The sequence below is a fragment of the uncultured Roseobacter sp. genome, from assembly GCF_947495275.1.
In the GTDB taxonomy this organism is placed as follows: Bacteria; Pseudomonadota; Alphaproteobacteria; order Rhodobacterales; family Rhodobacteraceae; genus Roseobacter.
Window position 1 is genome coordinate 1 of sequence record NZ_CANLYL010000025.1, and the last position, 23,910, is coordinate 23,910.

Genomic DNA, 23,910 nt, shown 5'->3' on the forward strand with positions numbered 1-23,910 from the left:
GAAGCCATCGTCTTGATGGACCAAAGGCCAATCATGCACTAACTTTCAATTTGGACCACTCAAGTGGGGCTGCTCACACCATGCATATCAAAATAATCCACAAAACAAATGCTTGAGTGGATCGGAAGTGTTTCGATCCCCCAAATTTGTCTACAGCATATCGGGTATTGACGGGTATTGATCGGAGCGCTGTTTTGGCTGCGAAGAATTGGTGCACCGGTTCGAGCGGATTGACGTTTGATCAGTGGGAGGGGAGATCGCATCCCGCATGGCTCACTACTGTCGTAATGAGATCAGTATTTTACCTGGTGATCGGTCTGGAGACAAAGACAAGCGTTTTCCATGACCACAGCGATAGTATCGTTTGCAAATGATCCGCACGGAAGGGCCAGAGGAGGTTACCTTAGAAGCGATGCACCTTACCAACTGGCCGAAATGTATTGTGTCTCCATGAACTCAAGCATGCCTTCATGTCCGCCTTCACGGCCAAGGCCGGATTGCTTGACACCACCGAACGGGGCTGCCGGATCGCTGACCAGCCCGCGGTTCAGGCCGACCATACCGTAGTCCAAGCGTTCACATATCTGTAGCGCGCGCTTGAAATCTTCTGAAAAGACATAGGCAACAAGACCATATTCTGTGGCATTGGCTCGGCGGATGACATCCTCTTCGTCGGAAAAGGTCTGAATCGCGGCCACGGGGCCGAAAATTTCGTCGTTCACGCAATCAGCAGTTTCGGGCACATTCGACAGCACCGTGGGCGGGTAGTAAAATCCTTTGCCGCCCGGTGCGACGCCACCGCATTCCACCCTGGCTCCCTTAGCTACGGCGTCTGCGACAAATGCCGCCACCTTGTCGCGCGTGCTGGCGTTGACCAGCGGGCCCACGTTGACCGAAGGGTCGGTGCCATCCCCCACCTTGAGTGCGGACATCTCCGCCGAGAGGCGCCGGGTGAAATCCTCGGCGAGGGTTTCATGCACATAAATACGATTTGCTGCGGTGCAGGCTTCGCCCAAATTGCGCATTTTCGCCAGCATCGTGCCTTCGATGGCCGTGCCCATGTCTGCATCTTCCAGAACCACGACCGGTGCGTTGCCGCCCAGTTCCATCGCGGGCTTCAACACCTGATCAGCTGCCCCTTTCAACAGGGTGCGCCCGACGCTGGTTGAGCCGGTGAAACTGACCACACGCACGCGCGGATCATGCATGATGTGATCTACCAAGGCCCCGCTGCGCCGCGAGGGCAACACATTGACCAGGCCCGCAGGCACGCCCGCCTCCTCCAACAGCGGCATCAGCGCCAGCATGGTCAGCGGCGTTTCCGAGGCTGGTTTGATGATTACCGCGCAACCTGCTGCGAGAGCAGGCGCGATCTTACGTGTGCCCATGGCGGCGGGGTAGTTCCATGGTGTGACGAGCACGGCCAGACCGGCGGGTTTGTGGTGCACCATGATCCGCGCGCCGGATGCCGGTGCGCGGGTGATCATACCATCGGCGCGCACGGCTTCCTCTGCGAACCAGCGGAAAAACTCTGCCGCGTAGGTTGCTTCGCCCATCGCATCTGCTTTGGCTTTGCCGTTTTCCAGCGTGATCAGATGGGCGAATTCTTCCAGCCGTCCCGTCATGAGTTCCCAGGCTTTGCGCAATACCTCAGAGCGCGCCCGGGGGGAGCGTGCCGCCCAGTCCAGCATGGCTTTTTCAGCGGCATCAAGCGCAGCGTCGGCATCAGCGATTTCAGCAGAGGCAACCGAGGCGATCACCTCTTCTGTTGCGGGGTTCACAACATCAAAGCGCTGGCCTTCGGCTCCATCCCGCCATTGGCCGTCAATATAGAGATCGGTGTGTTTCATGTCAGATTCATTCCGGTCAGAGCAAATGGAGAAGGGGGGCGGTCAATCGGTCGGCCAAACCAGTGATCAGCGCGATTGCGGCGCTGTCTTCCAACTGGTCACCGGTAAAATCAAGGCTCAAACGCAGTGTGTCGCCATCGCTTGCAATGCTCAACACAGGAACGCTTTCCAGTCCAAGCCGCAGGCCGGTGACCGGGCTGTCGGTCAGATCCCTGAGGATCAAGTCAGCCGTGGCATCAGAATTTTCGATCTGATGGAGTAACCGTGTTTTATCCGGGTCGATGAGGGTCGTTGTGATGCCTGCCAGTGTCGAAACGGCGATGGCCAGTTCCCTGGCATCAGCTTGGGTTTTGCGCAGTGCGCCGGCAGCGAAACTTGCCCAAAGAGCGGTCCGGGCGATGGTAATGTCGCCATCTTCCAGCATCCAGGCCAGGAAGTCATCGGTGCCAGCGCGCGGAACGCAAGCCGCGATTTGTAATGGCGCGACCGCCTGCTGTAGCGGGCGGTGCTCCGCTTCGGGCAGGTCTCGCAAAAATTCGATATCCGCGACATGATAGGGCTGAGGACGCCCGATAGCGACCAGCCGCTTCGGATCGAGCCCGGCCTCCATGGCCAAACGGCGCGCCTTGGGCGAGATCAGAATGCGCCCATTTTCCGAGGAAACAATCGCGGAAGCCTCTTTTGCTGGTGGCTCTGGGACTGGCTTGGGGCTTTCCACTGGCGGTGCAGCCATTGCCACGGCGCGCATCGTTGGGGCCTCGGGCTTTGCCCCTGAGATGATAGCAATGGTCTGACCGGTTGGAACTTCGTCTCCGGGTTCAGCCAGAAGCGCGGCAACAAAGCCATCCGCGCCAGCGGGCACTTCCATGGTGGACTTATCCGTCTCGACCTCAAACAGCACATCTTCTGCACCCACCGCGTCACCGGGTTTCTTTAACCACGACACCAAAAGACCGCTGTCCTGGGCCATGCCCAGCACCGGCATGATAATGTCAACTCCTGCAGGGGGCGGCGTGTCGACACTTGATTGGAGCGCTTCAACTTTCACGGCGGGCGGTGCGCATTTTTCCACCGCGGTGTCGGAGATCAGGGCAATGACTTGCCCCACCGGCACCTCTGAACCGGCATCGGCCTTCACCCCGGTCAGAAACCCGTCCGAGGAGGCTTCAACCTCCACTGTGGATTTGTCGGTTTCCACTTCGAACAGTGGGTCGCCCGCGCTGACCGCGTCACCCGGCGCTTTCAGCCAGGCGACCAAAAGGCCCGTATCCTGCGCCATACCAAGTGCGGGCATGATCACCTCATGCGGCATGGATCATCTCCCGCGACATGAGCTTGCGGGCGTTTTTCGCCACTGCTTCCGGGGTGGGAACGGTGATGTCTTCGAGCGCGGGCGAGAAGGGCACAGGCACATCCATCGCCCCCATGCGCAGCACCGGCGCGTCGAGGTGATAGAAGGCTTTCTCGTTGATCCGGCTCGCAATTTCGCCAGTCACGCCATAGCTTTGATGCCCTTCATCCACCACGATCACGCGGCTCGTCTTGCGGGCCGAAGCAAGCAGCGTGTCTTCGTCCAGCGGTACAATCGTGCGCGGATCTATCACTTCGGCCGAGATCCCCTCGGCGGCCAGAATCTCGGCGGCTTTTTCGCAAACCTGTACCATCGAAGATGTGCCGATCAGCGTAATATCCGTACCGTGCCGCTTCACATTCGCCGCGCCAAAGGGTATCAGGAATTCCTCCTCCGGCACCGGCGCCTTGTCCTGATACATCAGCTTGTCTTCGAAGATCACAACTGGGTTGTCATCGCGGATTGCGGTCTTCAACAACCCTTTGGCTTCATAAGCGGATGAGGGAAGCGCCACTTTCAGACCAGGAATATGGGCGACCAAAGCGTGCAAGGACTGGCTATGCTGAGCGGCCGACCGGCGGGTTGCGCCCAGATTGGTGCGCAGAACCAGAGGCGCGCTCATCTTGCCGCCGGACATATAGTGTGTCTTGGCCGCCTGATTGCACAGCTGATCCATGATCAGAAAGATGAAATCCCCGAACATCAGATCAACGATAGGGCGGGTGCCGGTCATGGCGGCCCCCACTGCAAGGCCCATGAAGCCGGGTTCCGCAATAGGGGTGTCGACGACGCGGTTGGTGCCAAACTCTTCGACCAGCCCGGACAGGATTTTGAACGGTGTGCCAGCTTCGGCCACATCCTCACCGATAATAAAGGTGGTCGGATCGCGGCGCATTTCTTCAGCCAGTGCTTCGTTAACGGCCTGGGACAGGGTAATTTCTCGCATTGTCAGCTCCTCAGGCCAGGGTGTGTTTGACGTCGGTAAAGACATGCATGTCCACTTCGACCGGATCAGGATATTTGGCGTTCAGGGCATATTCGACGGCGGTTGTCGCATCGATCTTGACCTTGGCATTTATTGCCTCGATCTCTTCCTCCGAGGCGATGCCCTCTGCCACCAGCCAGGTACGAAAACGGGTGATCGGATCGCGGTTTTCCTTCCAGTCCTTTTCTTCTTCCTTGGACCGGTAGTATTCGCGGTTGATGTCACCGACATGATGCCCGTGGTAGCGATAGGTCATGAGCTCCATAAAGAACGGCCCCTCACCCTGTCGCGCGCGCGCGACCAGTTTCTGGGCCAGATCGTTGACGGCCAGAACATCCTGCCCGTCGACTTGATGTGCCTCGATACCAAAGGCTTCGGCGCGCGCTGTGATGGAGCCTGCGGCGATTTCCTCTGTGCGGGTGTATTCGGAGTACCCGTTGTTTTCGCAGGCATAGATGACCGGCAGTTTCCACAGCGCGGCCATGTTCATGACCTCATACATCAACCCCTGCGCTGTTGCCCCATCGCCAAAAAAGCAAACCGTGACATCATCCTTGCCCAGCTGTCTGGCGGTAAAGGCCGCGCCTGTCGCGATGCCCATCGAGCCGCCGACGATCGCATTGGCCCCAAGGTTCCCGTTGGATTGATCCGCGATGTGCATGGATCCGCCTTTGCCCCGACAATAGCCTTCTTCCTTGCCCAGAAGTTCGCAGAACATCTCTTTGAATTCGGCACCTTTTGCCACGCAATGGCCGTGGCCACGGTGGGTTGAGGTGATTTTGTCGGTCACTTTCAAAGCTTCGCAAATGCCCACGGCCACGGCTTCCTCGCCGGAATACATATGCGTCAACCCCGGCATTTTGGCCGAGAGGTAGAGTTGGTTGGCGTTGTCTTCAAATGTGCGGATGCGGACCATCTGCCGGTACATGCGCAAATAGTCTTCGGTGTTGGTCCTGGGCGGATTTGCGGGGCTCATTGGGGCTTTCCTAAAGAATGCGCCCGGTCTCATTGAGACCGGGCAAAATCGGCGCGATCAGTATCGGTTCGCGATTGGGAGATCTTCCGCCGGAAAGAGGCTGATCACCTCGCAGCCGGTTTCGGTCACCACAACCTCTTCCTCGATCCGCGCGGCAGAATACCCGTCGGTCGCCGGACAATAGGTTTCCAGCGCAAAGACCATTCCGGTCTGGATCTCCATGGGATGATCAAGGCTGACCGCGCGGCTGATGATCGGTCGCTCATGCAACGCCAGTCCAAGACCATGACCGAATTGCAATCCAAAGGCCGCGTCTTCGCTGGGGAAGCCAAGACTTTCGGCAGTGGGCCAGACCTCGGCCACCTTGTCGGTGCTGACGCCGGGTTTGATCATCGCGATAGAGGCATCAATCCACTCGCGCGCCTTCACATAAGCATCGTTTTGCGCCGGTGTGGCACGGCCGATGTTGAAGGTCCGGTAGTAGCAGGTGCGATAGCCCTGATAGGACTGCAGAATGTCAAAGAACGCCTGATCACCGGGGCGGAAAAGCCGGTCGGTGAAGTTATGCGGATGCGGATTGCAGCGTTCACCCGAAATCGCGTTGATCGCCTCAACGTCATCTGATCCCATCTCGTAGAGCATCTTGTTGGACAGGGCGACAATATCGTTTTCGCGAATCCCGGGCTTCAGCTCTTCGTAGATCATGTGATAGACGCCATCGACCATCGAGGCCGCTTGGGTCAGCAACTGGATTTCGTCCCAGTTCTTGATTTCGCGTGCTGCCAACATGATCTGCTGACCATCCACGACATTCAACCCTTCTTCACGCAGCGCGTGGAACATGGCGGTTTCGGCATAATCCACGCCCACGGGCATGTCCGCCATCCCTGCATCCCGGATCAGACCTGCAATCTGTTTGGCGTATTTCTTCATCAGACCAAACTCAGGCGGGATAGTCCCACGCATGCCGACAACGCCCGCAAGACAGTGGCTGGGTTCCAGCCAGTCGGAATATTGGCGGTGATGCACCGCTGCCGAGCCAAAATCCCAGACATAGGGGCTGTCATCGCCGGTGAGCAGACAGAAACGGCACATCTTGTCGCGTTCCCATTCACCGATCTTGGTGGCGGAGACATAGCGGATATTGTTGACATCAAACAGCAACAGGGTCCCGGCGTTCGAGCTCTGAAGCGCCTGCCGTGTCCGCGCCAGACGATACCGCCGCAGCCGGTCATGATCAATCCGGCGTTCGAAATCAACGGACATATGTCCCCAGGCGGGTATCTTGTCGCGCCATTCCCAGTTCGGTTCCAAATCCTGCGGGGTCAGCAGGTTGGGCATTAAGGCTCTGGACATGAGGTCTCCTTCAGGTGGCTCAGCCACATTTGTTTTGGTCAGAAATTGTGCGAGGGCCGTGGCGCTACTGGATGCACCAGCCGCCGTCGATGTGGATCATCTGGCCGGTCATGTAGTCACTGTCGTCACTGGCAAGGAATGACGCGGTGCCGGTGATGTCATTGGGGTATGAGACGCGCTTGATCTGCAAGGCATCGCGCACGATGTCGTCATAGGCCTGACCTTCGCGTTCCTTGAAACCGATATCGACCAGATCCTTGTCCAGCTGTTCCCAGAGCGGGGTGACGACCACGCCCGGCGCATAACCATTGACGGTGATATTGTGTTCGGAAAGGGCAACCGCGCCGCAATGGGTCAGCGCCAGAACGCCGTATTTCGACGTGCAGTAGACGGTGACATCCAGCAGCGGCTTGCGCGATGCGATACTGCCTACATTGATGATCTTGTAGGGATGATCCTCCATCGGACCCTGTGCGATCATCTGTTTTGCGGTTTCCTGCATGCCCAGCCACATCGCCTTGGTGTTGACGTTCATGATCATGTCCCAGTTGTCTTCGTCGATATCCATGAAGAACCGGGGTTTGTTGAGGCCTGCGTTAAAGAGCCCCACATTGATGTTGCCAAAGGCCTCAACCGTGGCGGCCACAGCGGCCGCATTGTCTTCGCGTTTGGTCACATCCATCTTAACGGCGATCGCTTTGCCGTTTCCTTTTGCGTTGATGTCCTCCGCAACACCCTGGGCCATGGCAAGATCAAGGTCCCCGATACACACATTCGCCCCTTGAGCCGCAAAGCTCTCGGCGTTGGCCTGACCCATGCCGCGGGCGGCACCAGTGATCAGAATATTCTTACCTTCCAGGCGATTGGGGTCCATGATTTCCTCCTCGGGATTTTAACTTCGTCGTTTGTTTTCAAGCGTTTCATCCGAACGCGCCTGGGCCCTGCTCAGCGCTGTTGCGGGAGAGACGATCCCGCGCAGCATGTCGTGCAGTTCCTCTCCGCAAATGCGGATGACATCGCTGATCTCCGGTACCGGCGGGCGTGGCCAGAATTGCAGTTCGTCGCGCCAGGACATTGCGTCGACGGCTTCGAAGATGGCCGAAGACCGCCGTACCTCCGGGTCAGCCCCGACCGAGTATCGCGGATTGGTCCGGCTGCCGTTCTGGACGTAGAGCTTTTGCGCTTCGGGAGATGTAAACACCCGCAGGGCTTCCGCTGCTGCTGCGCGACGTTCTTCGGGCAGGTTGGCTGGAATTCCCATGACGTAGCCGCCGACCGGTGCGACCTGCGTCGCACCGGGCCCCGCCGGATGCGGCAGGAACCCGGTTTGCCCGAAGGCCGGCGAAGATGAATCCCCTTCAAAGTAGGGCGCCAGAAGCGTATATCCGTATGCCATTGCGACCCTTCCGGCGGCGAAGGGGCGAATACGCTCATACCAGGACATCGACAGGATATCCGGTGGGGAGTACTTCAGCAGCTCCATCAGGTATTCGGCGGCGCGCAACCCGACGGTGGTGTCGATGGTGAAGCGATAGTTGCGCAGATGCAGGTTTTCAGTATCGAACCCACCTGCGATCTCATCCAGATCAACGATTGGTTGCCCAAAGTCCGAAAGCGTCGTCAGAAATGTGTGGCCAAGTGCCGTTCCGCGCGCTGCATTCCAGGCGATGCCATACCGCCCGCGCTGTGGATCATGCAGGGCCCTTGCCGCGTCGAGGAGTTCATCCGTTGTGGCAGGAGGTTCAAGCCCCGCATCGGCAAACTGATCGCGGCGATAGAACAAAAGCTCGGGCGTGGTCTGCGCTGGTACCCCGTAAGCCCGTCCGCCCCAATGGGCCGCTTTCCAGCCCGCGGTATGAAAATCCGCCGGATCCAGCCGGGCAAGATCGACCGCCTCGTCCAATGGCAGCAAAACGCCCTTTTCGACAAACTCTCCTATCCAGGGAAGATCGACGGCAATGATGTCGTATCGGCTGGTCGGGCGTTCCGCGTTTTTCAGGGCTTCTTCACGCAGCCGATCAATTGAGAAAGCGCGTTGATGAATGGGCAGGCCAATTGCCTGTTCGAATTGTCGTTTGAGTGTTTCCATGACCATAAAGGTCGGGTCGCCATGCACCAGCACCCGAACGCCGCCCGCGAGTTTCAGTGGCTCGCCCAGGACCTGCAGGGGCGGGATCGATTTTGTTGCCATGTAGGAGCCGCCGAAATAGTAGTCGGTCGATTCGGGGCGTTTTCCGCTCGCGCCGAATTCAAGCTCGGCCAATCGGCGGATACGCGTCGAGAGTTGCATCCATCCGTCAAGAAGTTGCTCGCTGGGGTGCAGGGAGAAGCTCTTTCCGGAACTGGTGCGCGGGCGCTGTTCAATCAAACCAGTTTCGATCATCTCCTTCACCCGGCGTGACGCCGTGGCGTAGGGAATGTGGGCGGCCGAGATTAGAGAGGTTGGTGTGACTGTCTTGCCCTCGATGTGATTGCGGATCAGAAAAAGCGACATCAGGAAAAACGGGTTCGGGGCAAAAACCTCGATCACCTCTTCGAGTTCTTCACAGAAGTTCTCCAGAAACGAGACGACCTGAAGCATTTCGGTCTTGTCCTGAGATGCACCTTTCTGAAAGATCGAATTTGAGCCGTCCATTGATCTGTACCGTTTTGCACTCTGTTCAGGAGGATGCGCCCTTCGTGGCGCTGTGGTGTTCGAATTGAACAATTTCGATTCGGTCATGTTGCCCTCCCTCTCAAAATGTTCAGAATGATCGCTGCGCAGTATTGCGTAGATATCCGTTCTGGATACCATGATTCTCAAAATGGATATTTTCGGGGGATTTTAGCTTTGCTGATTTCGCCAACCTGTCGGGGCTAGTCCGAGCAACGGATAACGATTCCCTTGGAGGAGAGCCGGGAATTGGCAGAAACTAGAACGTTACCCGGGAGGAACCCCTATGAATATTCGCAAAACTCTTGTTGCCACCACCGCCTTAGCCGCAACGGCTTTGGGTGGAGCGGCTGTGGCCGAGACTATGACAATCGGCATCACCCAGAACAATGTGGGCGTCGACAGCTATCAAACCACTTATGAAAAAGCCTTTATCGAAGCCGCCGAAACAAACGACAAGGTTGAAGCCGTCGTGCTGGACGCGGGCGGCGATGTGGCCCGTCAAATTGCGCAAGTCGAAGATCTGATCCAGCAGGAAGTCGACGCAATCATCATCTGGCCAACCAATGGTGAGGCCGTGATCCCTGCCGTACGCAAGGCGCATAAAGCCGGTATTCCGGTGATTGTCACAAACTCGAACATCGCGGAACCGGGTTTCCCTTTCGTTGCGTCTTTCTCGGGGCCCGACAATATCACCCAAGGCTCGCGATCCGCAGAGATCATGTGCGACAAGTTCAAGGCCATGGGGATCGAAAATGAAGCGCGCGTTGTGCAAATCTCGGGTCAGCCCGGTTACACGACCGCGATCGAGCGCCAGAAAGGCTTTGATGACCGTCTGCCGGAAGTTTGCCCTAACGTGACACTGGTGGAAACGCAGCCCGGCGACTGGAATCGAGAGAAATCACAGAAGGTCATGGAAGCGTTCCTGGTAAAATATGACGACATTGATGGTGTCTATTCCGGCGATGACAACATGGGCGTTGGCGCTCTGAATGCTGCCAAAGCGGCTGGCCGCGAGGGCATCATTTTTGTCGGCGCCACCAATTTTGCAGTTGGTTACGAAGCGATGGAGCGCGGCGAATACTGGGGGTCAATTTATCAGTCGCCCGTTGATGACGCGAAGGCCGCGTTGAAAACAGCGATTGAAACGCTTGAAGGCAAAGAGCTTCCCTTCCTGAATTACTTCGACACGCCGAAGATCACCCAGGACAATCAGAGTGATTTCACCAAGCCTGTATTTTAGGGCTCTCCCGAACTGCGTGGGGCTGGCATGGCTCCACGCATTTTTCACGAAACTGGTTGAGTAGGGAGAAACCCATGGGGCGGGTCTCTGGACGCTCCTGTATTGTGACAGGAGCTGCGCAAGGTATCGGGCGTGCGATTGGCGAGGCCCTGCTGGATGAAGGTGCAGATGTTTGCTTTGCCGACATAAACGGCGAAAAGGTCGCAGAGGTTGCCAAGACAAATCAAGCACGTGCTGATCAGCATGGCAGCAAGATCACCCACGCTGCGGTCGATGTGACCAACCGGGATCAGGTGCGCACCATGATCGCCCATGCGGTGGATCAGTTCGGCAAACTGGATGTGAAGTTCAACAATGCCGGCGTGAACAAACCAATGAACTTTCTCGATGTGACCGATGAAAACTGGCATTTCATCATGGGGGTGAACGGGCTGGGCTGCATGATCGGTATGCAGGAAGCCGCCCGCCAGATGATTTTTCAGGGCAGCGGTGGCAAGATCATCAACACCGCATCCATCGCCAGTCGACAAGGATTTGACAATGTGGCGCCGTATTGTGCGTCGAAATGGGCGGTGGTTTCACTGACGCAGTCAGGTGCAAGAGATCTGGCGCAGCATGACATCACCGTGACCGGATTTGCCCCCGGTGTTGTCGCCACGGAAATGTGGGAAGAGGTCGACCGGGACCTGATGAAGATCGGCGCGGCGGAGCGTCCGGGCCAGGCGATGGAAGAATTTTCCGCCGACATTCTGCGCGGACGCGTGGCGCAACCGGGAGACATCACCGGCACAACGACATTCCTTGCGTCCGGAGACAGCGACTACATGACCGGCCAGATCGTGATGATCGACGGTGGCATGACGCTGGTTTGAACACCTGCGATGCGGCACAAGTATCAGTGGGGCAGGGACTCCGATCCGTCGGAGACAGGGAGAGTGGGATGGCGTTTTTGAAGAAATCCGATATCGGGGGGATGCTGGCCCGGCAGGGCATTCTGGTGGCCTTCGGGCTGTTCATTATCGGCTTTACCCTGGCAAACCCGCGGTTTCTGGATCCCGACAACCTCATGGGGGTGGTCCGGTCTTCGGCCATCATGGGCGTGATGGCGCTGGGCGTGACTTTCGTGGTGATCAGCGGCAATCTCGACCTGTCCGTAGGATCGATGATGTCTTTTTCGACCATCGTTGTGCTGGATCTTCACGACAAGATCGGCCCGACGCTGGCGATCCCCGCGATGTTCGCCATGACGCTCTGTCTCGGGGCGCTGATCGGGTTTCTGGTGGGGTATCTCAAGCTGAACTCACTGATCGTGACACTGGGTATGTTGTCCGCGATCCACGGTCTGACCCTGACCTATTCCGGTGGCAAAAACATGGATATCGCCGACAAGGAGGGCACGTGGTTCAGTGTCTTTGGCCAGGGCGATGCACTTGGTATACCGGTGCCGATATTGCTGTTTGCCTTACTGGCGGCCTTTCTGGGCATCGTGCTGGCCAAGACACCCTTTGGTCGCAAAATCTACGCGGTGGGCGGCAACGGGGTCGCCGCGACCTTCTCGGGCATCCGGCGGGCGCGGGTTGTCTTCGCCTGTTATCTGGCTTCCGCCTTTTGCGTGGCAACGGCAGGCCTGCTTCAGGCCAGCCGGTCGATGGGGAGCCAGAATACCGTAGGGCAGGGGCTGGAGCTTGAGGTTCTGGCTGCTGTCATCCTTGGGGGCGCCTCGCTGCTGGGCGGGTCCGGTACCATTTTCAAAACGGTGATCGGGGTTCTGATGCTCGGGTTCATCCAGAACGGTCTGCTGCTGGTCGGGCTGCAATTCTACGTCCAATACGTTGTGACCTGGGTGATCATCATTCTGGCGGTCTGGCTTGATATCGCGGCCAAGCGCGGCAAGCTCTGGTCGCCGATCGCGTGAGGGAAAGCGGACATATGCAAGCCGGGACACCAAGCACATTCCTGAAACGCGGCGCGATCTGGGGCTTCATCCTGTTTGAACTGATCTTTTTCAGCGTCGCGGGTGAAATCCTGTCACTGAGCGAAAAGGCGTTCATGGACCTCGACAACATGCTGCTGCTGTTCAAGCAATCCGCCCCCATCGGGATCATCGCCATGGGCATGACGATCATCATGATCAACGGCAACATTGACCTGAGCGTGGGGGCAACCTTCGCGCTTTGCGCAATCGTTCTGCTGGACAGCCTGACATGGCCCATTTTTGCGGGGCTTGGCGATTGGGTGATCCCGGTCTCCTGGGGGCTGGCGTTGCTGACCGGTGTTGCCCTTGGTGCCATCAACGGGATGATCGTGTGGAAGACGGGGGTGGACGCCTTTATCGTAACGCTTGGCTCCATGCTTGGCTATCGCGGGCTGGTCTTCATGTATAACGGCGAGCAACCCACCAGCCATCTCAACTGGACATTGGTTGATTTTGCCGAGGCGCAGTTTCTGGGCTTGCACACGGCGACCTGGTTCCTGCTGGCGGTGACGCTGGTGATCTGGTTCGTGATGACCCGCACCATTCACGGGCGCAACGCCTATGCGATTGGCGACAACCGTGAGGCGGCGGTAAATGCCGGTATTCGGGTGGGGCCGCATATGGTGATCAATTTCATGATCATCGGTTTTCTCGCCGCGTTGTCTGCTGTTGTGTTCTATTCCGAAAGCGGGTCGGTCAACCCCAATGACGGCGAGCTCTACGAGCTTTGGATCATCACAGCAGTGGTTCTGGGCGGCACCAAACTGACCGGCGGGGCCGGGTCGGTGATCTCCACCTTTGGCGGTGTTTTGGCCATCCAGCTTCTGCGCAAGGGGCTGGGCCATATCGGGGCTGATACCTCGACCGTGAACCTGGTGATCGGCCTGATCCTGATCGCGGTGCTCTATCTCGACAGACAACTGAACCGCAAAGGGGCCGAGGAGTTGAAGACATGACCGAAAAGACACCCGCCCTGCGACTTGAGGGGATCGTCAAAACCTTCCCCGGCGTGCGCGCCCTTGATGGTGTTTCCTTCGCGGTGATGCCGGGAGAAGTACACGCCTTGATGGGGGAAAACGGCGCCGGGAAATCAACGCTGATGAAAGTGCTGGGGGGCATTTATCAGCCCGATGAAGGTCAAATTCTGATCGAGGAAACCCCAACGAAAATGACCACTCCGCTGGAGGCCAAAGCCAAAGGCGTCGTGTTCATACATCAGGAGCTCAGCCTTGCGGATGAGCTGTCAGTGGCCGAGAACGTCTATCTGGGCGAGTTGCCGCGCAGATCCTTCGGGCGTGTCGATTGGAACAGGCTCTATGCCGATACGGCCGCAATCCTTGACCGGCTGAAGGTGGGCTTCACCCCGAAAACCCTGGTTGGCGACCTGTCCATTGCCAACAAGCAAATGGTGGAGATTGCCCGGGCTCTTACCGTCGAGGCCAAGGCGGTTATTTTTGACGAACCAACGGCCTCGCTGACGGATGCCGAGAAAGACGTGCTCTTTGAGGTGATTGCCGACCTGAAGGCCCGTGGCGCGGGCATCATCTATATCTCGCACCGCATGGAAGAGATTTTTCGCATCACCGACAGGGTCAGTGTCTTGCGCGATGGCCAGCATACCGGCACGGCGACCACTGCCGACACGGATGAGGAGGCGGTTACCCAAATGATGATCGGGCGCAAACTGGACCTGTCGCGCAATGCCGTGCACCACGAATTGGGGGATGTGGCCCTGGAAGTGCGCAAGCTCAGTTGCGGTGACCTTTATACCGATGTGAGTTTTCAGGTTCGGCGGGGCGAAGTCGCGGGGTTTTACGGGTTGGTGGGCGCTGGCCGAACCGAGATCGCGGAGACGCTGTTCGGCCTGCGAGATCCGTCCTCCGGGGAGATCCTTCTGGACGGACAAAAGGCGCGCATTCATTCGCCCAACGAGGCGATTGCGCGGGGGATTTCGCTGGTGCCGGAAGATCGCAAAGGCCAGGGGCTTGTGCTGGGCATGAACTGTCGGGACAATATGACCCTTCCGCAAGTGGATGACCTCAAGGCCGGTCCCTTTGTGGCCGAAGGCGCCGAAGTTTCAATCTTTGATCAATACCGGGACCGGCTGGACATTCGCACCCCCGGCTGGAAACAGCTTGTCGGCAATCTCTCGGGCGGCAATCAACAAAAAATCGTCATCGGAAAATGGCTGTCGATGCATCCCAGTGTTCTGATTGTTGATGAACCTACGCGGGGCATCGACGTGGGCAGCAAGGCGGAGATTCACAACCTGATCCGCGATCTTGCGGCGCAGGGGTATGCGGTGATCGTCATCAGCTCTGAAATGCCCGAAGTTCTGCATGTCGCGGATCGGATATACGCCATGTTCCAGGGCAGGATCACACAGGAATTCACCTCCGACGATGTGACCGAAGACAATCTGGTAAGGGCCATTTCAGGTCTAGCCGACAACGGCGCATCTCAGGTCGCATGATGCGGGTTGGTTTTGCAGGTTTGGGGCGGATGGGACGCCGGATGGCGGCCAACTGCCTTGGCGCAGGCCATGACGTGACGGTCTGGAATCGCAGTGCTGCGCCCGCAGACACATTCAGACAAGCGGTTGGCGGGCGTGTTGCTGACACGCTCGTCTCACTGTCAGCGCAGAACGATGTCGTGATCACTATGCTTGCCGATGACGCGGCAGCGCGCGCGGTTTACCTTGGCGATGCGGGGCTCGTCGCGGCACCGGGCGCGCAGACCCTGATCGAGATGGGCACGATGAGCCCTGCTCTGGTTGGTGAGATTGCAAAAGCCGCGCAATCCGCAGGCAAGCGCTTTGTCGATGCGCCTGTGTCCGGGGCGACCAATGCTGCCGAGGATGCGAGCCTTCTGATCATGGCCGGTGCCGGTGATGATCTCGCCCCGATGCTGTCGCCTCTCTTTGACGCAATGGGGCGCAAAACCATCTGGCTGGGCGAGGTGGGCGCGGGCGCGGTAATGAAACTTGCTGTAAACATGCTGATCCACGGAATGAACCAGACCGTATCCGAAGCGCTCTGTCTCGCGGAAAAATCCGGTATCGCCACCGACCGCGCCTTTGACGTGATCGAGAATTCCGCCGCCGCCGCCCCGATGCTGAAATTTCGCCGCCCGATCTATCTGGACGAGGCCAGCCAGGACGTGACCTTTACCGTTGCTTTGGCACGCAAGGATGTGGGGCTGGCGCTGGACCTGGCGCAAAGCGGCGGCGTGCCCATGCCACAAACAGAAACCACTTTTCAGGTTCTGAAAGAGGCCGAAGCGCAGGGGTTTGACGTTCGCGATATGGCTTCGATCTTTAACTATATGCGAGGACAAACCGAATGAAAGCGGCTCTTTTTGTCGGAGGGTGGGAGGGCCATACCCCCACGCAATTCAGCGACTGGTACCAAGCACTGCTGGCCGAAAACGGCTTTGAGGTGGCGGTCTATGACACGCTGGAACCACTGGAGCGGCCCGAGGACCTGAGTGATCTGGACCTGATCACACCGATATGGTCCTCCGCCCGGTCGGGTCACAAGGACAAATACGGCAACATGACCAAACCGCAGGAGGACGGCCTGCTGAAGCTGATCGGCGAGGGGTGCGGGTTGGCGGGCTGGCATGGCCATATGGGGGATGCTTTCCGGGATCGCCCGACCTATCACTTTCTGATTGGCGGGCAGTTCGTTGCCCACCCGCCGGGCTGGCCGGACAATCTGCAGCCGCGCGAAGACTACATCGACTATGATGTGACAATCTGCAAACCCGACGATCCGATTGTCGAAGGCATCAGGAGCTTTCGACTGACAACCGAGCAATATTACATGCTGGTGGACCCCTCAAACGATGTGCTGGCCACCACAACCTTTTCTGGTGATCATCTGTGGTGGATCGAAGGGACGGTCATTCCCGTGGTCTGGAAACGACGTTGGGACAAGGGCCGTGTGTTCTATTGCTCAATTGGGCATGAGTTGGATGATTTGAAGCAACCGCAGGTGACGGAGATCATCCGCCGCGGTGCGATCTGGGCAGCGGAAGGGAAACACAGGGTCGGGGGTCGAGGAAACCTCTGATGACCTCCTTGAGCCTCGGCGCGGGTTTAGGTGAACCTACATCTTACAGTTATCTTTGTGGAGCCGCGCCTGAGGGCAGGGGTGATGTCTCAATCGATCGTCCTGAGAAACGCGTCGACCACTTCTTCCCACAGGTTCGGAACAGCAACAGCCCAATGCCCGTTGCCATACCCATCGACTTTCACCACGTGCAGTTGAGTTGAAGCGCCGAGCGCCTCCATTTGGGCCAGGTTCTGTTTGGAGTGTTCGACGCTATAGAATGGGTCTTCTTCGCCGTAAATCGACAGGACCGGCCCGCCAAATGTACCAATTCGCCGAAACAGCGTGGGATTGATTATGTCGTCACCCCAGCCTTCACCAACCCACCCTCCGACAAAGTTGATAACACCTGCGATCTCGTCGGGACGATCCCCGGCCTGCATGATGGCAACAACCCCACCCCGTGACACGCCTCCAACAAGGGTCTGGGTCGGAGAGACATCGGCACGTTTTCGCAGGGCGTCTAGTGCTGCGTTTGCGTCTTCGAGTGCGCGCTCGGCGCCGGGCAGGGACAGCTCAGCCTTGGGCGAATACCCTTCGGAACGATCTTCCGCAAACCCTTCGTCATAAAGCCCGTCCGACAGACCGCGGCCACGTCGTTGGGGAAAAGCAGCGAGCCAGCCGTGTTCGTTCAAGACATCAGCGAGCCAATCAGGTGTCCAGATTTGATCGAAATCCGATGCGTTTTTGCCAGTGCCCGTTGAACCGTGATGGACAAGCGCAAGCGGAAACGGTCCTGGACCCTCGGGGCGGTAAATGACGACAGAAAGCGCTATGTCATGCCCGTCTTCGACCAGCCGGGTCTCAAGCCGCTCAACAGCGCCAACTGAAAACCAGTCATTCTCCGGAGAAGAGATAAGCGCCGATAGCTGCTGGCGCTGCAGTATCGCAAAGCCTTTGTTGTTGGCGAAAACGCCACGGATGCGGCCGGTGGATGAAAGTGAATATCGGGCGGCAAAACTGTCATCCGCAAAAACGAGCGTATCACCGTCGATTCTTGCCTTCCGCCTGAACCACCGACCCCGTCCATTCAGATCGCTTCCCACGGCATATACGACATCCGCAAGCCCATCGTCGCCTAGGCGTTCAACAACGAGAATGTGGTTCCGCCGATTGTCCCAGCGCCCAACCCAAGTGCCAGCGAAGGCTCCCTCCGCCTGAGTTGACACAACGACATCCTCAGGCAAAGGCACGTTCCCGACGAACACCGAGTCCTGAGCGTCGCCCTCTCCGGCAAGCAAAATCAAAACCGCAGAAATACGCGCCAGCAACTTCATCATGTGTCAATTGTATTTGGTATTGGTTCGGCCTTCCACTGCCGATTGTCTTCGGGCGCTCGCATCAGTTTGCAGCTATCAAGACTGGCCATACCAGCGATGTTTTCGCCGGGCCCGTCGATACAAGTGACGGGGCGCGCCACATTGCGCAGGCGGGGCCAGGGTGCGGATCAAGAATGTGAGCGCAGCGTGACACCAACGTATCAGGTTGCGTGACACGGATGGTTGCACCGGCGAGATGTTTGATCTGCCTGTTTGATGCCTTTCCGAGAGCTTCAGTCGAAGCCGGCCAGCACAACCTTGCCCCTCGCGCTACCGGTTTCAATCAGCGCATGCGCTTTTTGCATGTTTGCTGCGGTAATCGGACCTACGATTTCATCCAGCGTTGTGCGGATGGGGCCTGCATCAATTTCAACGGCAACATGGCTCAGCAGCTTGTGCTGTTCGATCATATCGGGGGTCTCGTGCATAGCCCGGGCGAACATGAATTCCCAATGCAGAGCCGCAGCCTTGAGTTTCATACCATCCATAGGCATCGGCAGGTCGGTGTCGTCGATGCAGACGATACCCCCTTGCGGGCGGATCATCTCGACACAGGCCTCCCAGTGGCGCATGTCGTTGAAGATGGCGATGTGGTCTACGTATTGCATGCCAAGGTCTTGCAATTGCGCCACCATGTCTGCGTGGTGATTGATGATGTGATCGCCACCGAGCTCTTTGATCCAATTGGAGGTTTCCACACGTGAAGCGGTGCCGATCACGATCAGGCCAGCCGCCTTGGCCAGCTGTACGCCGATCGAGCCAACGCCACCACCGGCCCCGACAATAAGGATCGTCTCACCAGTATTTGCGCCGTCGCGATCGATACCGAGGCGGTCAAAGAAAGCCTCATAGGCCGTGATCGTGGTCAGGGGGAGGGCAGCGGCCTCGGCAAAGCTGAGAGATTTGGGTTTATGGCCGACGATACGCTCATCGACCAGCTGAAACTCGGCGTTAGAACCCGAGCGGGTTATATCGCCTGCGTAGTAGATCTCGTCGCCGGGTTTGAACAGTGTGACCTCCGCGCCCAGGGCTTCGACGACACCGGACGCATCCCAGCCGAGGACCCGAGGCGGGTTTTCGACCTTGTCACCACCGCCAGCGCGGACTTTCGTATCGACAGGGTTCACGGAAACGGCTTTGACGGCGATCAGCAGGTCACGGCATTTGGGCGTTGGTTTGGGCAAATCGACATCAACGAAGACGTCGTTCTCGTCGATGTCGCGGTAGTGAGTAATGCCTACGGCTTTCATTTCAGGTCTCCTCTCCGGGGATCAATAGTTCAACCGGCCTGCTGCCGGCGCGGTAAGTGGAAGATGCGATGGCAGATTCCGCTGCTCGGTTTTCGGTGTATTTTTCGGCGCGATTGGCCAGATCTTCTTAGCTGGGGACTGAGGTTGCTACGCTGCGATCCCGTCGGTCAATACGGTTGGATCAGGCTTTGCGAAGGGCCGGGCGGGACCCAACGGCGGGGCGGGCACGGATCAGGCGATGTGGGTCAGCTCATGAATCCAGAACTTCTCGACCATGCCTTCGGTGGCTTCCATATATCGTTTTAGGTGGTCGTTGCTCATGTGCGTTTGCCACAGTTCACGGTTTTCCCAGTTCTCGTAAAACATGAAATACGCTGGGTCTTCATTGTCCTGATGCAGGTCGTACTGGATGCAGCCGTCTTCGGCGCGGGTGGGTGCGATCAGTTTTTCCAGCTCGGCCTTGACGGTGTCGATGTGGCCTTTTTTGGCAATGATGTTGCCGGTGATCGTCAACTGAGTCATTTGAGTTCTCCTTTGGTCTGGTGGAACGGATTTACGCAATCCATTTATCCGGATAAACTGTCAGAAGTCGAAATCAGTATTCGGGAAATACGGATAGTGAATTTGGAACATTTGCGACTTTTCCAGCGCATCGTGGAGCTCGGCAGTTTTGCATCGGCGGCGCGGGACCTTGGCCTGTCCACGACCACAGTGTCCGAGAGGCTGGCGGCGTTGGAGCGGGATATGGGCACGGTGTTGCTAAACCGGACCACACGCTCCCTGAGTGTGACTGATGCAGGGCGCACCTTACTCGAGGGAATTGGCCCGCTTCTGGAAGAAGCCGACGCCCTGACGGCGCGCATCAGATTCGGGGCCGAAACGCTATCTGGTTCCATTCGTATCAGCGCGCCCAGTGATCTTGGGCGAACGACAATCAGTCAAATCATCGACGCCTTCATATCCGAACACCCGGCTGTGTCGGTTGAATTGCTTTTGTCTGATGGATACGTGGATATCGTCGGAGGGGGCATCGACATCGCGCTGCGGTTTGGCGATATACCGGACCGGACTTTGCGCATGCGCAAGCTGAGGGCGGCGCGGCGGATCGTATGCGCATCCCCGGAATACATTGCACGCCACGGGTGTCCTGCGACACCTGCAGAGCTGAAAAATCACCTTTGTCTTTTGATGCGCTTCGGACAGATGCTCGACAATCAATGGCAGTTCGGAGCGGGTGAAAGGGCGCAATCCGTGCTGGTTCAGGGGCGGCTTATTTCCAATGATGGCCATCTTGTGCGTCAATGGTGTCTGGCGGGAAGAGGGATTGCGCTTAAGTCCAATTTTGACGTCGCGGCCGACCTGAACGCGGGACGGCTGGTGCCGCTGCTGTCCGACTATGCCGCCCCCGATACAGCCTTGCAGATGCTGTTCCCCCCATCGCGTGCGCAACCCCAACGTATGAAGGCTCTCGCAGAGGCCATTGCGAGGACTCTCAACCAATTGGACCTGCAATAAAGGGCCAGACGATTGCTTCAAGCCTATTACTGAAGAGAGCGTGATAAGTCAGAACCTGACCAGCAAATTGGATATCGCGAAATCCTGCTGCCACGAAAAAATCGCTTTGAGGTCTACTTCAGCAAGTCTTCATTTCTCTGAAGTACACAGCCGGGCAAATACGGTGAAAGTGTATCGCTGTTACACAAAAAAGGCGATTTCTTCATGATCAACAAGTTGCTGATAAACCTATCGATTACGAAATCTCTGGTTGCTGTGACTATCATCCCAATTGTCATGATCCTGGCACTTTCACTCTGGGTGATTTTTCCCAAAATCGAGGACGTTCGGGACTATGCCAAACTCGACCAACTGATCACTTTGGCCACAAATGCGTCAAGCCTCGTGCATGAACAACAAAAGGAACGTGGGGCGACGGCTGTGTTCCTTGGGTCCGGTGGCACAGAATTTGAAGCCCAGCTTACTGCTCAGCGCCTCGAAACGAACGAGAAGCGCAAGATTGCTGTTGCAGATTTTGAACGTCAGTTTGACGCGTTTCGGATGGAACCTGCTTTCGCATCGCTTGCGAGCGATTCAGAAGCTATTCTGTCGACGCTCGCGCAGATGGATACCATCCGCTCCAGCGTCGACGCGCAAACGATCACAATTGCGGAAGGTATCGCCTATTATACCAACCTCAACGGACAGATCCTGCGGTTCATCAAAAACATCTCCACCTTCGCAAGCGATGTCGACATTTCTTCGAGGGTGATTTCGTTTGCCGGACTTCTTCAAGGCAAAGAACGGGCCGGCATCGAACGTGCTGTTGGCTCCGTCGCCTTTTCGGCGGGCAATTTTTCATCCGAAAGCCTTCTGCGCTTTCAAACACTGATCCAGATTCAGGAAATTTATTATTCGGTATTCTTGGCTGATGCGTCCCCAAAGTCGATTGCCAAATTCGAAGAGGTAATGGCTTCTAGAGCGACCGATTCAGTACAAAGAATGCGCGAGGTCGCCTTGGAGGCCGGGACAATGGGGGACTTGGCCGGGGTTTCCGGCGATGATTTCTTTCAGGCGAAGACCGAGAAGATCAACCTGCTGAAAGAGGTTGAAGACTTTGCTGCGGCGGAACTCCTCCAATTAATGCAGGAACGGCAGGCGAAAGCGGGTTTCGAAGCGCTTTTGAACTCGGTCCTCGCACTTCTGGTCATTGCGTTCAGTATCGTTGCGGCATGGTATGTGGCTCGATTTGTTCGTGTCAGAATGCTCGCAGTGTCAAATGCTGCGACCGAATTGTCCGAAGGGAACCTCGACGCCGAGCTTCCGAAAGCGACAACCAATGAGATTGGCGCAATCGTGACCGCATTGGACCGTTTTCGCACATCGATCCTGAACGCCCGCGTGAACGAAGTGGAGATGCGCCAAAAGGAGCGCGAGGCCGAGGATACGAAGCGGGCGCGCGAAGCAGAGCTTGAGGAAGAACGCCGCGCCGCCGAGCAGCAAGAACGCGAAACGGAACGCACGCGGTTGAAAACGCTGGAAGGTTTTCAGAAGAACATGGAGTGCGTTTTGGGTGATGCTGCGTTGGGTGATTTCTCCAACCGGATGTCAAATGACATCGACGATGCGGCACTTGTCGGATTGGCTGAGGTCATTAATCGGCTACTTGAGGAGACAGAAGCCAACATTGAAGATGTGGTGAAATGTATCGGAGAGTTGTCGCAAGGTAACTTGGGCATCCGGATTGATGGTGACCGAAATGGCGCTTTCCTGAGAATGAAAGATGATTTCAACGCGGCACTTGAGGCGCTGTCAAAAACTATGGCGGAGATCATGGAGAGCGGCCAGAATGTCTCTTCTACATCCTCCCATCTCGAAACATCGTCAAACAATATGTCAAAACGTGCCGAAGAGGCTGCTGCGGCTGTCGAAGAAACGTCAGCAGCTGTGGAAGAGGTCACGGCCAGTATCCGCCAAGTTGTCGAAAACGCCAAATCCGCGGATGAAGCGACACGCAAGGTGCGCGAAAGCGCCGACAAGGCTCGTAAGATATCAGGTGAGACGGAGACGTCGATTAATGCCATGACAGAGGCATCTGAGCAGATTAATCGCGTGGTCAAGGTTATTGAAGACATCGCATTCCAGATCAACCTTCTGGCCTTGAATGCGGGTGTCGAAGCGGCGCGGGCGGGAGAAGCCGGACGCGGTTTCTCGGTTGTGGCCTCCGAAGTGCGCGCGCTGGCACAGCGTTCTCAGGAAGCTGTACAGGAAATCAGCGAGGTCATTGATCAGAACAATCAAAGCGTTGAGGTTGGTGTCCAGAGGGTTGCATCGTCACGTGACGCTTTGGAAGGGATTATTTCCGAAGTTGAAGTGGCGTCAGATCAAATCTCTGAGATTGCAATGGCGGTCGGGCAACAGTCGGCTGGGATCGAAGAAGTCAATACTGCCATACGATCAATTGACCAGACCGCGCAAACCAATACGGCGTCTCTGGAAGAGATGTCGGCTGCCAGTGTGTCGATGAGTGGTGAGGCGGCCGCCTTGGCAAAGGCCTTGCAACAATTCCACGGCGTATCGGAGAGCAAAGTCCCTGTCCGCAAACCGAAGACTGCCTCGACCGTTGGTGCGCCGGTCGGCCAAATCGTTCCACGGCCTAAGGTGGCGGTTGCCGCAGGTAGCCAACCGGTCTCTGGGGAAGGTTGGGAGGAATTCTGATGCGTCAGCGTGCCCGCGTGTTGAGAGTTGAGCTCGAATTGCATGCCTGATGCCCGTTCTAGTTGGTCATCGACAGCTTTAGCAGCAGCATGCCGGACAAGGATGTCGAACAAGGTCAGCTAAGGCATATACATCTTTAGAATATAGCAAAGCCATGATGAGATTCGGCGGCACCAGTTGAAATAGGCGTTCGATGCTCTGCACCTTGATCGTTTTGGACGGTCGTTAACTTGGGCTCTCGTTATTTCGGCCGCCGGTGGCAGGTTGTTGACTCTTCTCCCTGCCGAGCAAATCAAGGATATCGGATGTGATATTTGTTGTGCCCATGTGTTGAGCGTCCTCAGCGTAAGAGATTTTGTTTGTTTCCCAATAAGTGGGGGGTCTCGGCCCCCGTCGTTCGTTACAACCGGTCAGTGATTCACTCAAAAACAGCCCGTTTCAGCTGGAGATTGCCTCTATGGAGCAGTGACCGTGTATCCGCGTAGAAGTTGGTGATCTCATAACACACTGTTATTGAATGATTTTGCAGAAATATGCTGGAAACTGCAAACTTTCCGAAAAAAGGGGTTGCGGGTGGGTTGGAGTAACCTTAGAACCCCCCTCACCGGCGACGCAGCGATGCATTGTT

General features: G+C 57.1%; 19 protein-coding genes. 9 read left to right on the plus strand and 10 right to left on the minus strand.

The annotated features are described in order from the left end of the window. Nucleotides 1-419 precede the first annotated feature (419 nt). From Q0802_RS23435 to Q0802_RS23465, 7 genes are all read right to left on the minus strand, one after another. Nucleotides 420-1,850: an NAD-dependent succinate-semialdehyde dehydrogenase gene (locus Q0802_RS23435; protein ID WP_298922361.1), complete on the minus strand. Its 1,431-nt coding sequence runs from the start codon at nucleotides 1,848-1,850 to the stop codon at nucleotides 420-422. Between the two features lie 16 nt (nucleotides 1,851-1,866). Continuing rightward, nucleotides 1,867-3,162: a biotin/lipoyl-containing protein gene (locus Q0802_RS23440; protein WP_298922362.1), complete on the minus strand. Its 1,296-nt coding sequence runs from the start codon at nucleotides 3,160-3,162 to the stop codon at nucleotides 1,867-1,869. Further along, nucleotides 3,152-4,147: an alpha-ketoacid dehydrogenase subunit beta gene (locus tag Q0802_RS23445; protein ID WP_298922363.1), complete on the minus strand. Its 996-nt coding sequence runs from the start codon at nucleotides 4,145-4,147 to the stop codon at nucleotides 3,152-3,154. Before Q0802_RS23445 ends, Q0802_RS23440 begins: the two co-directional genes overlap by 11 nt. Before the next feature lie 10 nt (nucleotides 4,148-4,157). Next, nucleotides 4,158-5,162 carry a thiamine pyrophosphate-dependent dehydrogenase E1 component subunit alpha gene (locus Q0802_RS23450; protein ID WP_298922365.1) on the minus strand — a complete coding sequence of 335 codons (1,005 nt, stop codon included), beginning with the start codon at nucleotides 5,160-5,162 and terminating at the stop codon, nucleotides 4,158-4,160. A 57-nt stretch (nucleotides 5,163-5,219) separates the two neighbouring features. After that, a complete protein-coding gene (locus Q0802_RS23455) occupies nucleotides 5,220-6,518 on the minus strand; it encodes a Xaa-Pro peptidase family protein (RefSeq protein ID WP_298922366.1) in 1,299 nt (432 codons plus the stop codon). A 64-nt stretch (nucleotides 6,519-6,582) separates the two neighbouring features. After that, nucleotides 6,583-7,392: an SDR family oxidoreductase gene (locus Q0802_RS23460; protein WP_298922367.1), complete on the minus strand. Its 810-nt coding sequence runs from the start codon at nucleotides 7,390-7,392 to the stop codon at nucleotides 6,583-6,585. Nucleotides 7,393-7,410: 18 nt separating this feature from the next. Beyond that, nucleotides 7,411-9,153 carry an extracellular solute-binding protein gene (locus Q0802_RS23465; RefSeq protein ID WP_298922384.1) on the minus strand — a complete coding sequence of 581 codons (1,743 nt, stop codon included), beginning with the start codon at nucleotides 9,151-9,153 and terminating at the stop codon, nucleotides 7,411-7,413. A gap of 304 nt (nucleotides 9,154-9,457) precedes the next feature. Here Q0802_RS23465 and Q0802_RS23470 point away from each other — a divergent pair, with 304 nt between their 5' ends. The 7 genes from Q0802_RS23470 to Q0802_RS23500 all read left to right on the plus strand — a co-directional run bounded on the left by Q0802_RS23470 (nucleotide 9,458) and on the right by Q0802_RS23500 (nucleotide 16,462). After that, nucleotides 9,458-10,414 carry a sugar ABC transporter substrate-binding protein gene (locus tag Q0802_RS23470; RefSeq protein ID WP_298922369.1) on the plus strand — a complete coding sequence of 319 codons (957 nt, stop codon included), beginning with the start codon at nucleotides 9,458-9,460 and terminating at the stop codon, nucleotides 10,412-10,414. 74 nt (nucleotides 10,415-10,488) lie between these two features. Beyond that, nucleotides 10,489-11,286, plus strand: a complete 798-nt coding sequence (locus Q0802_RS23475) for an SDR family NAD(P)-dependent oxidoreductase (RefSeq protein ID WP_298922371.1) — start codon at nucleotides 10,489-10,491, stop codon at nucleotides 11,284-11,286. Nucleotides 11,287-11,354: 68 nt separating this feature from the next. Next, complete coding sequence (locus Q0802_RS23480) at nucleotides 11,355-12,329, plus strand: ABC transporter permease (protein ID WP_298922373.1); 975 nt, start codon at nucleotides 11,355-11,357, stop codon at nucleotides 12,327-12,329. Nucleotides 12,330-12,343: 14 nt separating this feature from the next. Then, a complete protein-coding gene (locus Q0802_RS23485; protein WP_298922374.1) occupies nucleotides 12,344-13,345 on the plus strand; it encodes an ABC transporter permease in 1,002 nt (333 codons plus the stop codon). Next, on the plus strand, nucleotides 13,342-14,862 hold the full coding sequence (locus Q0802_RS23490) for a sugar ABC transporter ATP-binding protein (protein ID WP_298922376.1): 1,521 nt from the start codon (nucleotides 13,342-13,344) through the stop codon (nucleotides 14,860-14,862). Before Q0802_RS23485 ends, Q0802_RS23490 begins: the two co-directional genes overlap by 4 nt. After that, nucleotides 14,862-15,734 carry an NAD(P)-dependent oxidoreductase gene (locus Q0802_RS23495; protein ID WP_298922377.1) on the plus strand — a complete coding sequence of 291 codons (873 nt, stop codon included), beginning with the start codon at nucleotides 14,862-14,864 and terminating at the stop codon, nucleotides 15,732-15,734. Before Q0802_RS23490 ends, Q0802_RS23495 begins: the two co-directional genes overlap by 1 nt. Continuing rightward, nucleotides 15,731-16,462, plus strand: a complete 732-nt coding sequence (locus Q0802_RS23500; protein ID WP_298922378.1) for a ThuA domain-containing protein — start codon at nucleotides 15,731-15,733, stop codon at nucleotides 16,460-16,462. Before Q0802_RS23495 ends, Q0802_RS23500 begins: the two co-directional genes overlap by 4 nt. 89 nt (nucleotides 16,463-16,551) lie before the next feature. Here Q0802_RS23500 and Q0802_RS23505 read toward each other — a convergent pair whose 3' ends face one another. From Q0802_RS23505 to Q0802_RS23515, 3 genes are all read right to left on the minus strand, one after another. Next, a complete protein-coding gene (locus Q0802_RS23505) occupies nucleotides 16,552-17,781 on the minus strand; it encodes a dienelactone hydrolase family protein (protein ID WP_298922379.1) in 1,230 nt (409 codons plus the stop codon). A gap of 272 nt (nucleotides 17,782-18,053) precedes the next feature. Further along, nucleotides 18,054-19,070, minus strand: a complete 1,017-nt coding sequence (locus tag Q0802_RS23510; protein WP_298922380.1) for a zinc-binding alcohol dehydrogenase family protein — start codon at nucleotides 19,068-19,070, stop codon at nucleotides 18,054-18,056. Between the two features lie 231 nt (nucleotides 19,071-19,301). Continuing rightward, nucleotides 19,302-19,592: a putative quinol monooxygenase gene (locus Q0802_RS23515; RefSeq protein WP_298922381.1), complete on the minus strand. Its 291-nt coding sequence runs from the start codon at nucleotides 19,590-19,592 to the stop codon at nucleotides 19,302-19,304. Nucleotides 19,593-19,688: 96 nt separating this feature from the next. Between Q0802_RS23515 and Q0802_RS23520 the strand changes: the two genes are divergently transcribed. Both Q0802_RS23520 and Q0802_RS23525 read left to right on the plus strand, forming a co-directional pair. After that, on the plus strand, nucleotides 19,689-20,585 hold the full coding sequence (locus Q0802_RS23520; RefSeq protein ID WP_298922382.1) for a LysR family transcriptional regulator: 897 nt from the start codon (nucleotides 19,689-19,691) through the stop codon (nucleotides 20,583-20,585). Nucleotides 20,586-20,789: 204 nt separating this feature from the next. After that, a complete protein-coding gene (locus tag Q0802_RS23525) occupies nucleotides 20,790-23,282 on the plus strand; it encodes a nitrate- and nitrite sensing domain-containing protein (RefSeq protein WP_298922383.1) in 2,493 nt (830 codons plus the stop codon). The last annotated feature ends 628 nt before the right edge of the window (nucleotides 23,283-23,910 follow it).

Bases quoted from the DNA above. Each gene is read 5' to 3' on its own strand.
- Q0802_RS23510 (WP_298922380.1), bottom strand. From the start codon at position 19,070: ATGAAAGCCGTAGGCATTACTCACTACCGCGACATCGACGAGAACGAC.
- Q0802_RS23525 (WP_298922383.1), top strand. From the start codon at position 20,790: ATGATCAACAAGTTGCTGATAAACCTATCGATTACGAAATCTCTGGTT.
- Q0802_RS23470 (WP_298922369.1), top strand. From the start codon at position 9,458: ATGAATATTCGCAAAACTCTTGTTGCCACCACCGCCTTAGCCGCAACG.
- Q0802_RS23445 (WP_298922363.1), bottom strand. From the start codon at position 4,147: ATGCGAGAAATTACCCTGTCCCAGGCCGTTAACGAAGCACTGGCTGAA.
- Q0802_RS23485 (WP_298922374.1), top strand. From the start codon at position 12,344: ATGCAAGCCGGGACACCAAGCACATTCCTGAAACGCGGCGCGATCTGG.
- Q0802_RS23455 (WP_298922366.1), bottom strand. From the start codon at position 6,518: ATGTCCAGAGCCTTAATGCCCAACCTGCTGACCCCGCAGGATTTGGAA.
- Q0802_RS23465 (WP_298922384.1), bottom strand. From the start codon at position 9,153: ATGGACGGCTCAAATTCGATCTTTCAGAAAGGTGCATCTCAGGACAAG.
- Q0802_RS23505 (WP_298922379.1), bottom strand. From the start codon at position 17,781: ATGATGAAGTTGCTGGCGCGTATTTCTGCGGTTTTGATTTTGCTTGCC.
- Q0802_RS23480 (WP_298922373.1), top strand. From the start codon at position 11,355: ATGGCGTTTTTGAAGAAATCCGATATCGGGGGGATGCTGGCCCGGCAG.
- Q0802_RS23435 (WP_298922361.1), bottom strand. From the start codon at position 1,850: ATGAAACACACCGATCTCTATATTGACGGCCAATGGCGGGATGGAGCC.
- Q0802_RS23450 (WP_298922365.1), bottom strand. From the start codon at position 5,162: ATGAGCCCCGCAAATCCGCCCAGGACCAACACCGAAGACTATTTGCGC.
- Q0802_RS23475 (WP_298922371.1), top strand. From the start codon at position 10,489: ATGGGGCGGGTCTCTGGACGCTCCTGTATTGTGACAGGAGCTGCGCAA.
- Q0802_RS23490 (WP_298922376.1), top strand. From the start codon at position 13,342: ATGACCGAAAAGACACCCGCCCTGCGACTTGAGGGGATCGTCAAAACC.
- Q0802_RS23500 (WP_298922378.1), top strand. From the start codon at position 15,731: ATGAAAGCGGCTCTTTTTGTCGGAGGGTGGGAGGGCCATACCCCCACG.
- Q0802_RS23515 (WP_298922381.1), bottom strand. From the start codon at position 19,592: ATGACTCAGTTGACGATCACCGGCAACATCATTGCCAAAAAAGGCCAC.
- Q0802_RS23460 (WP_298922367.1), bottom strand. From the start codon at position 7,392: ATGGACCCCAATCGCCTGGAAGGTAAGAATATTCTGATCACTGGTGCC.
- Q0802_RS23440 (WP_298922362.1), bottom strand. From the start codon at position 3,162: ATGCCGCATGAGGTGATCATGCCCGCACTTGGTATGGCGCAGGATACG.
- Q0802_RS23495 (WP_298922377.1), top strand. From the start codon at position 14,862: ATGCGGGTTGGTTTTGCAGGTTTGGGGCGGATGGGACGCCGGATGGCG.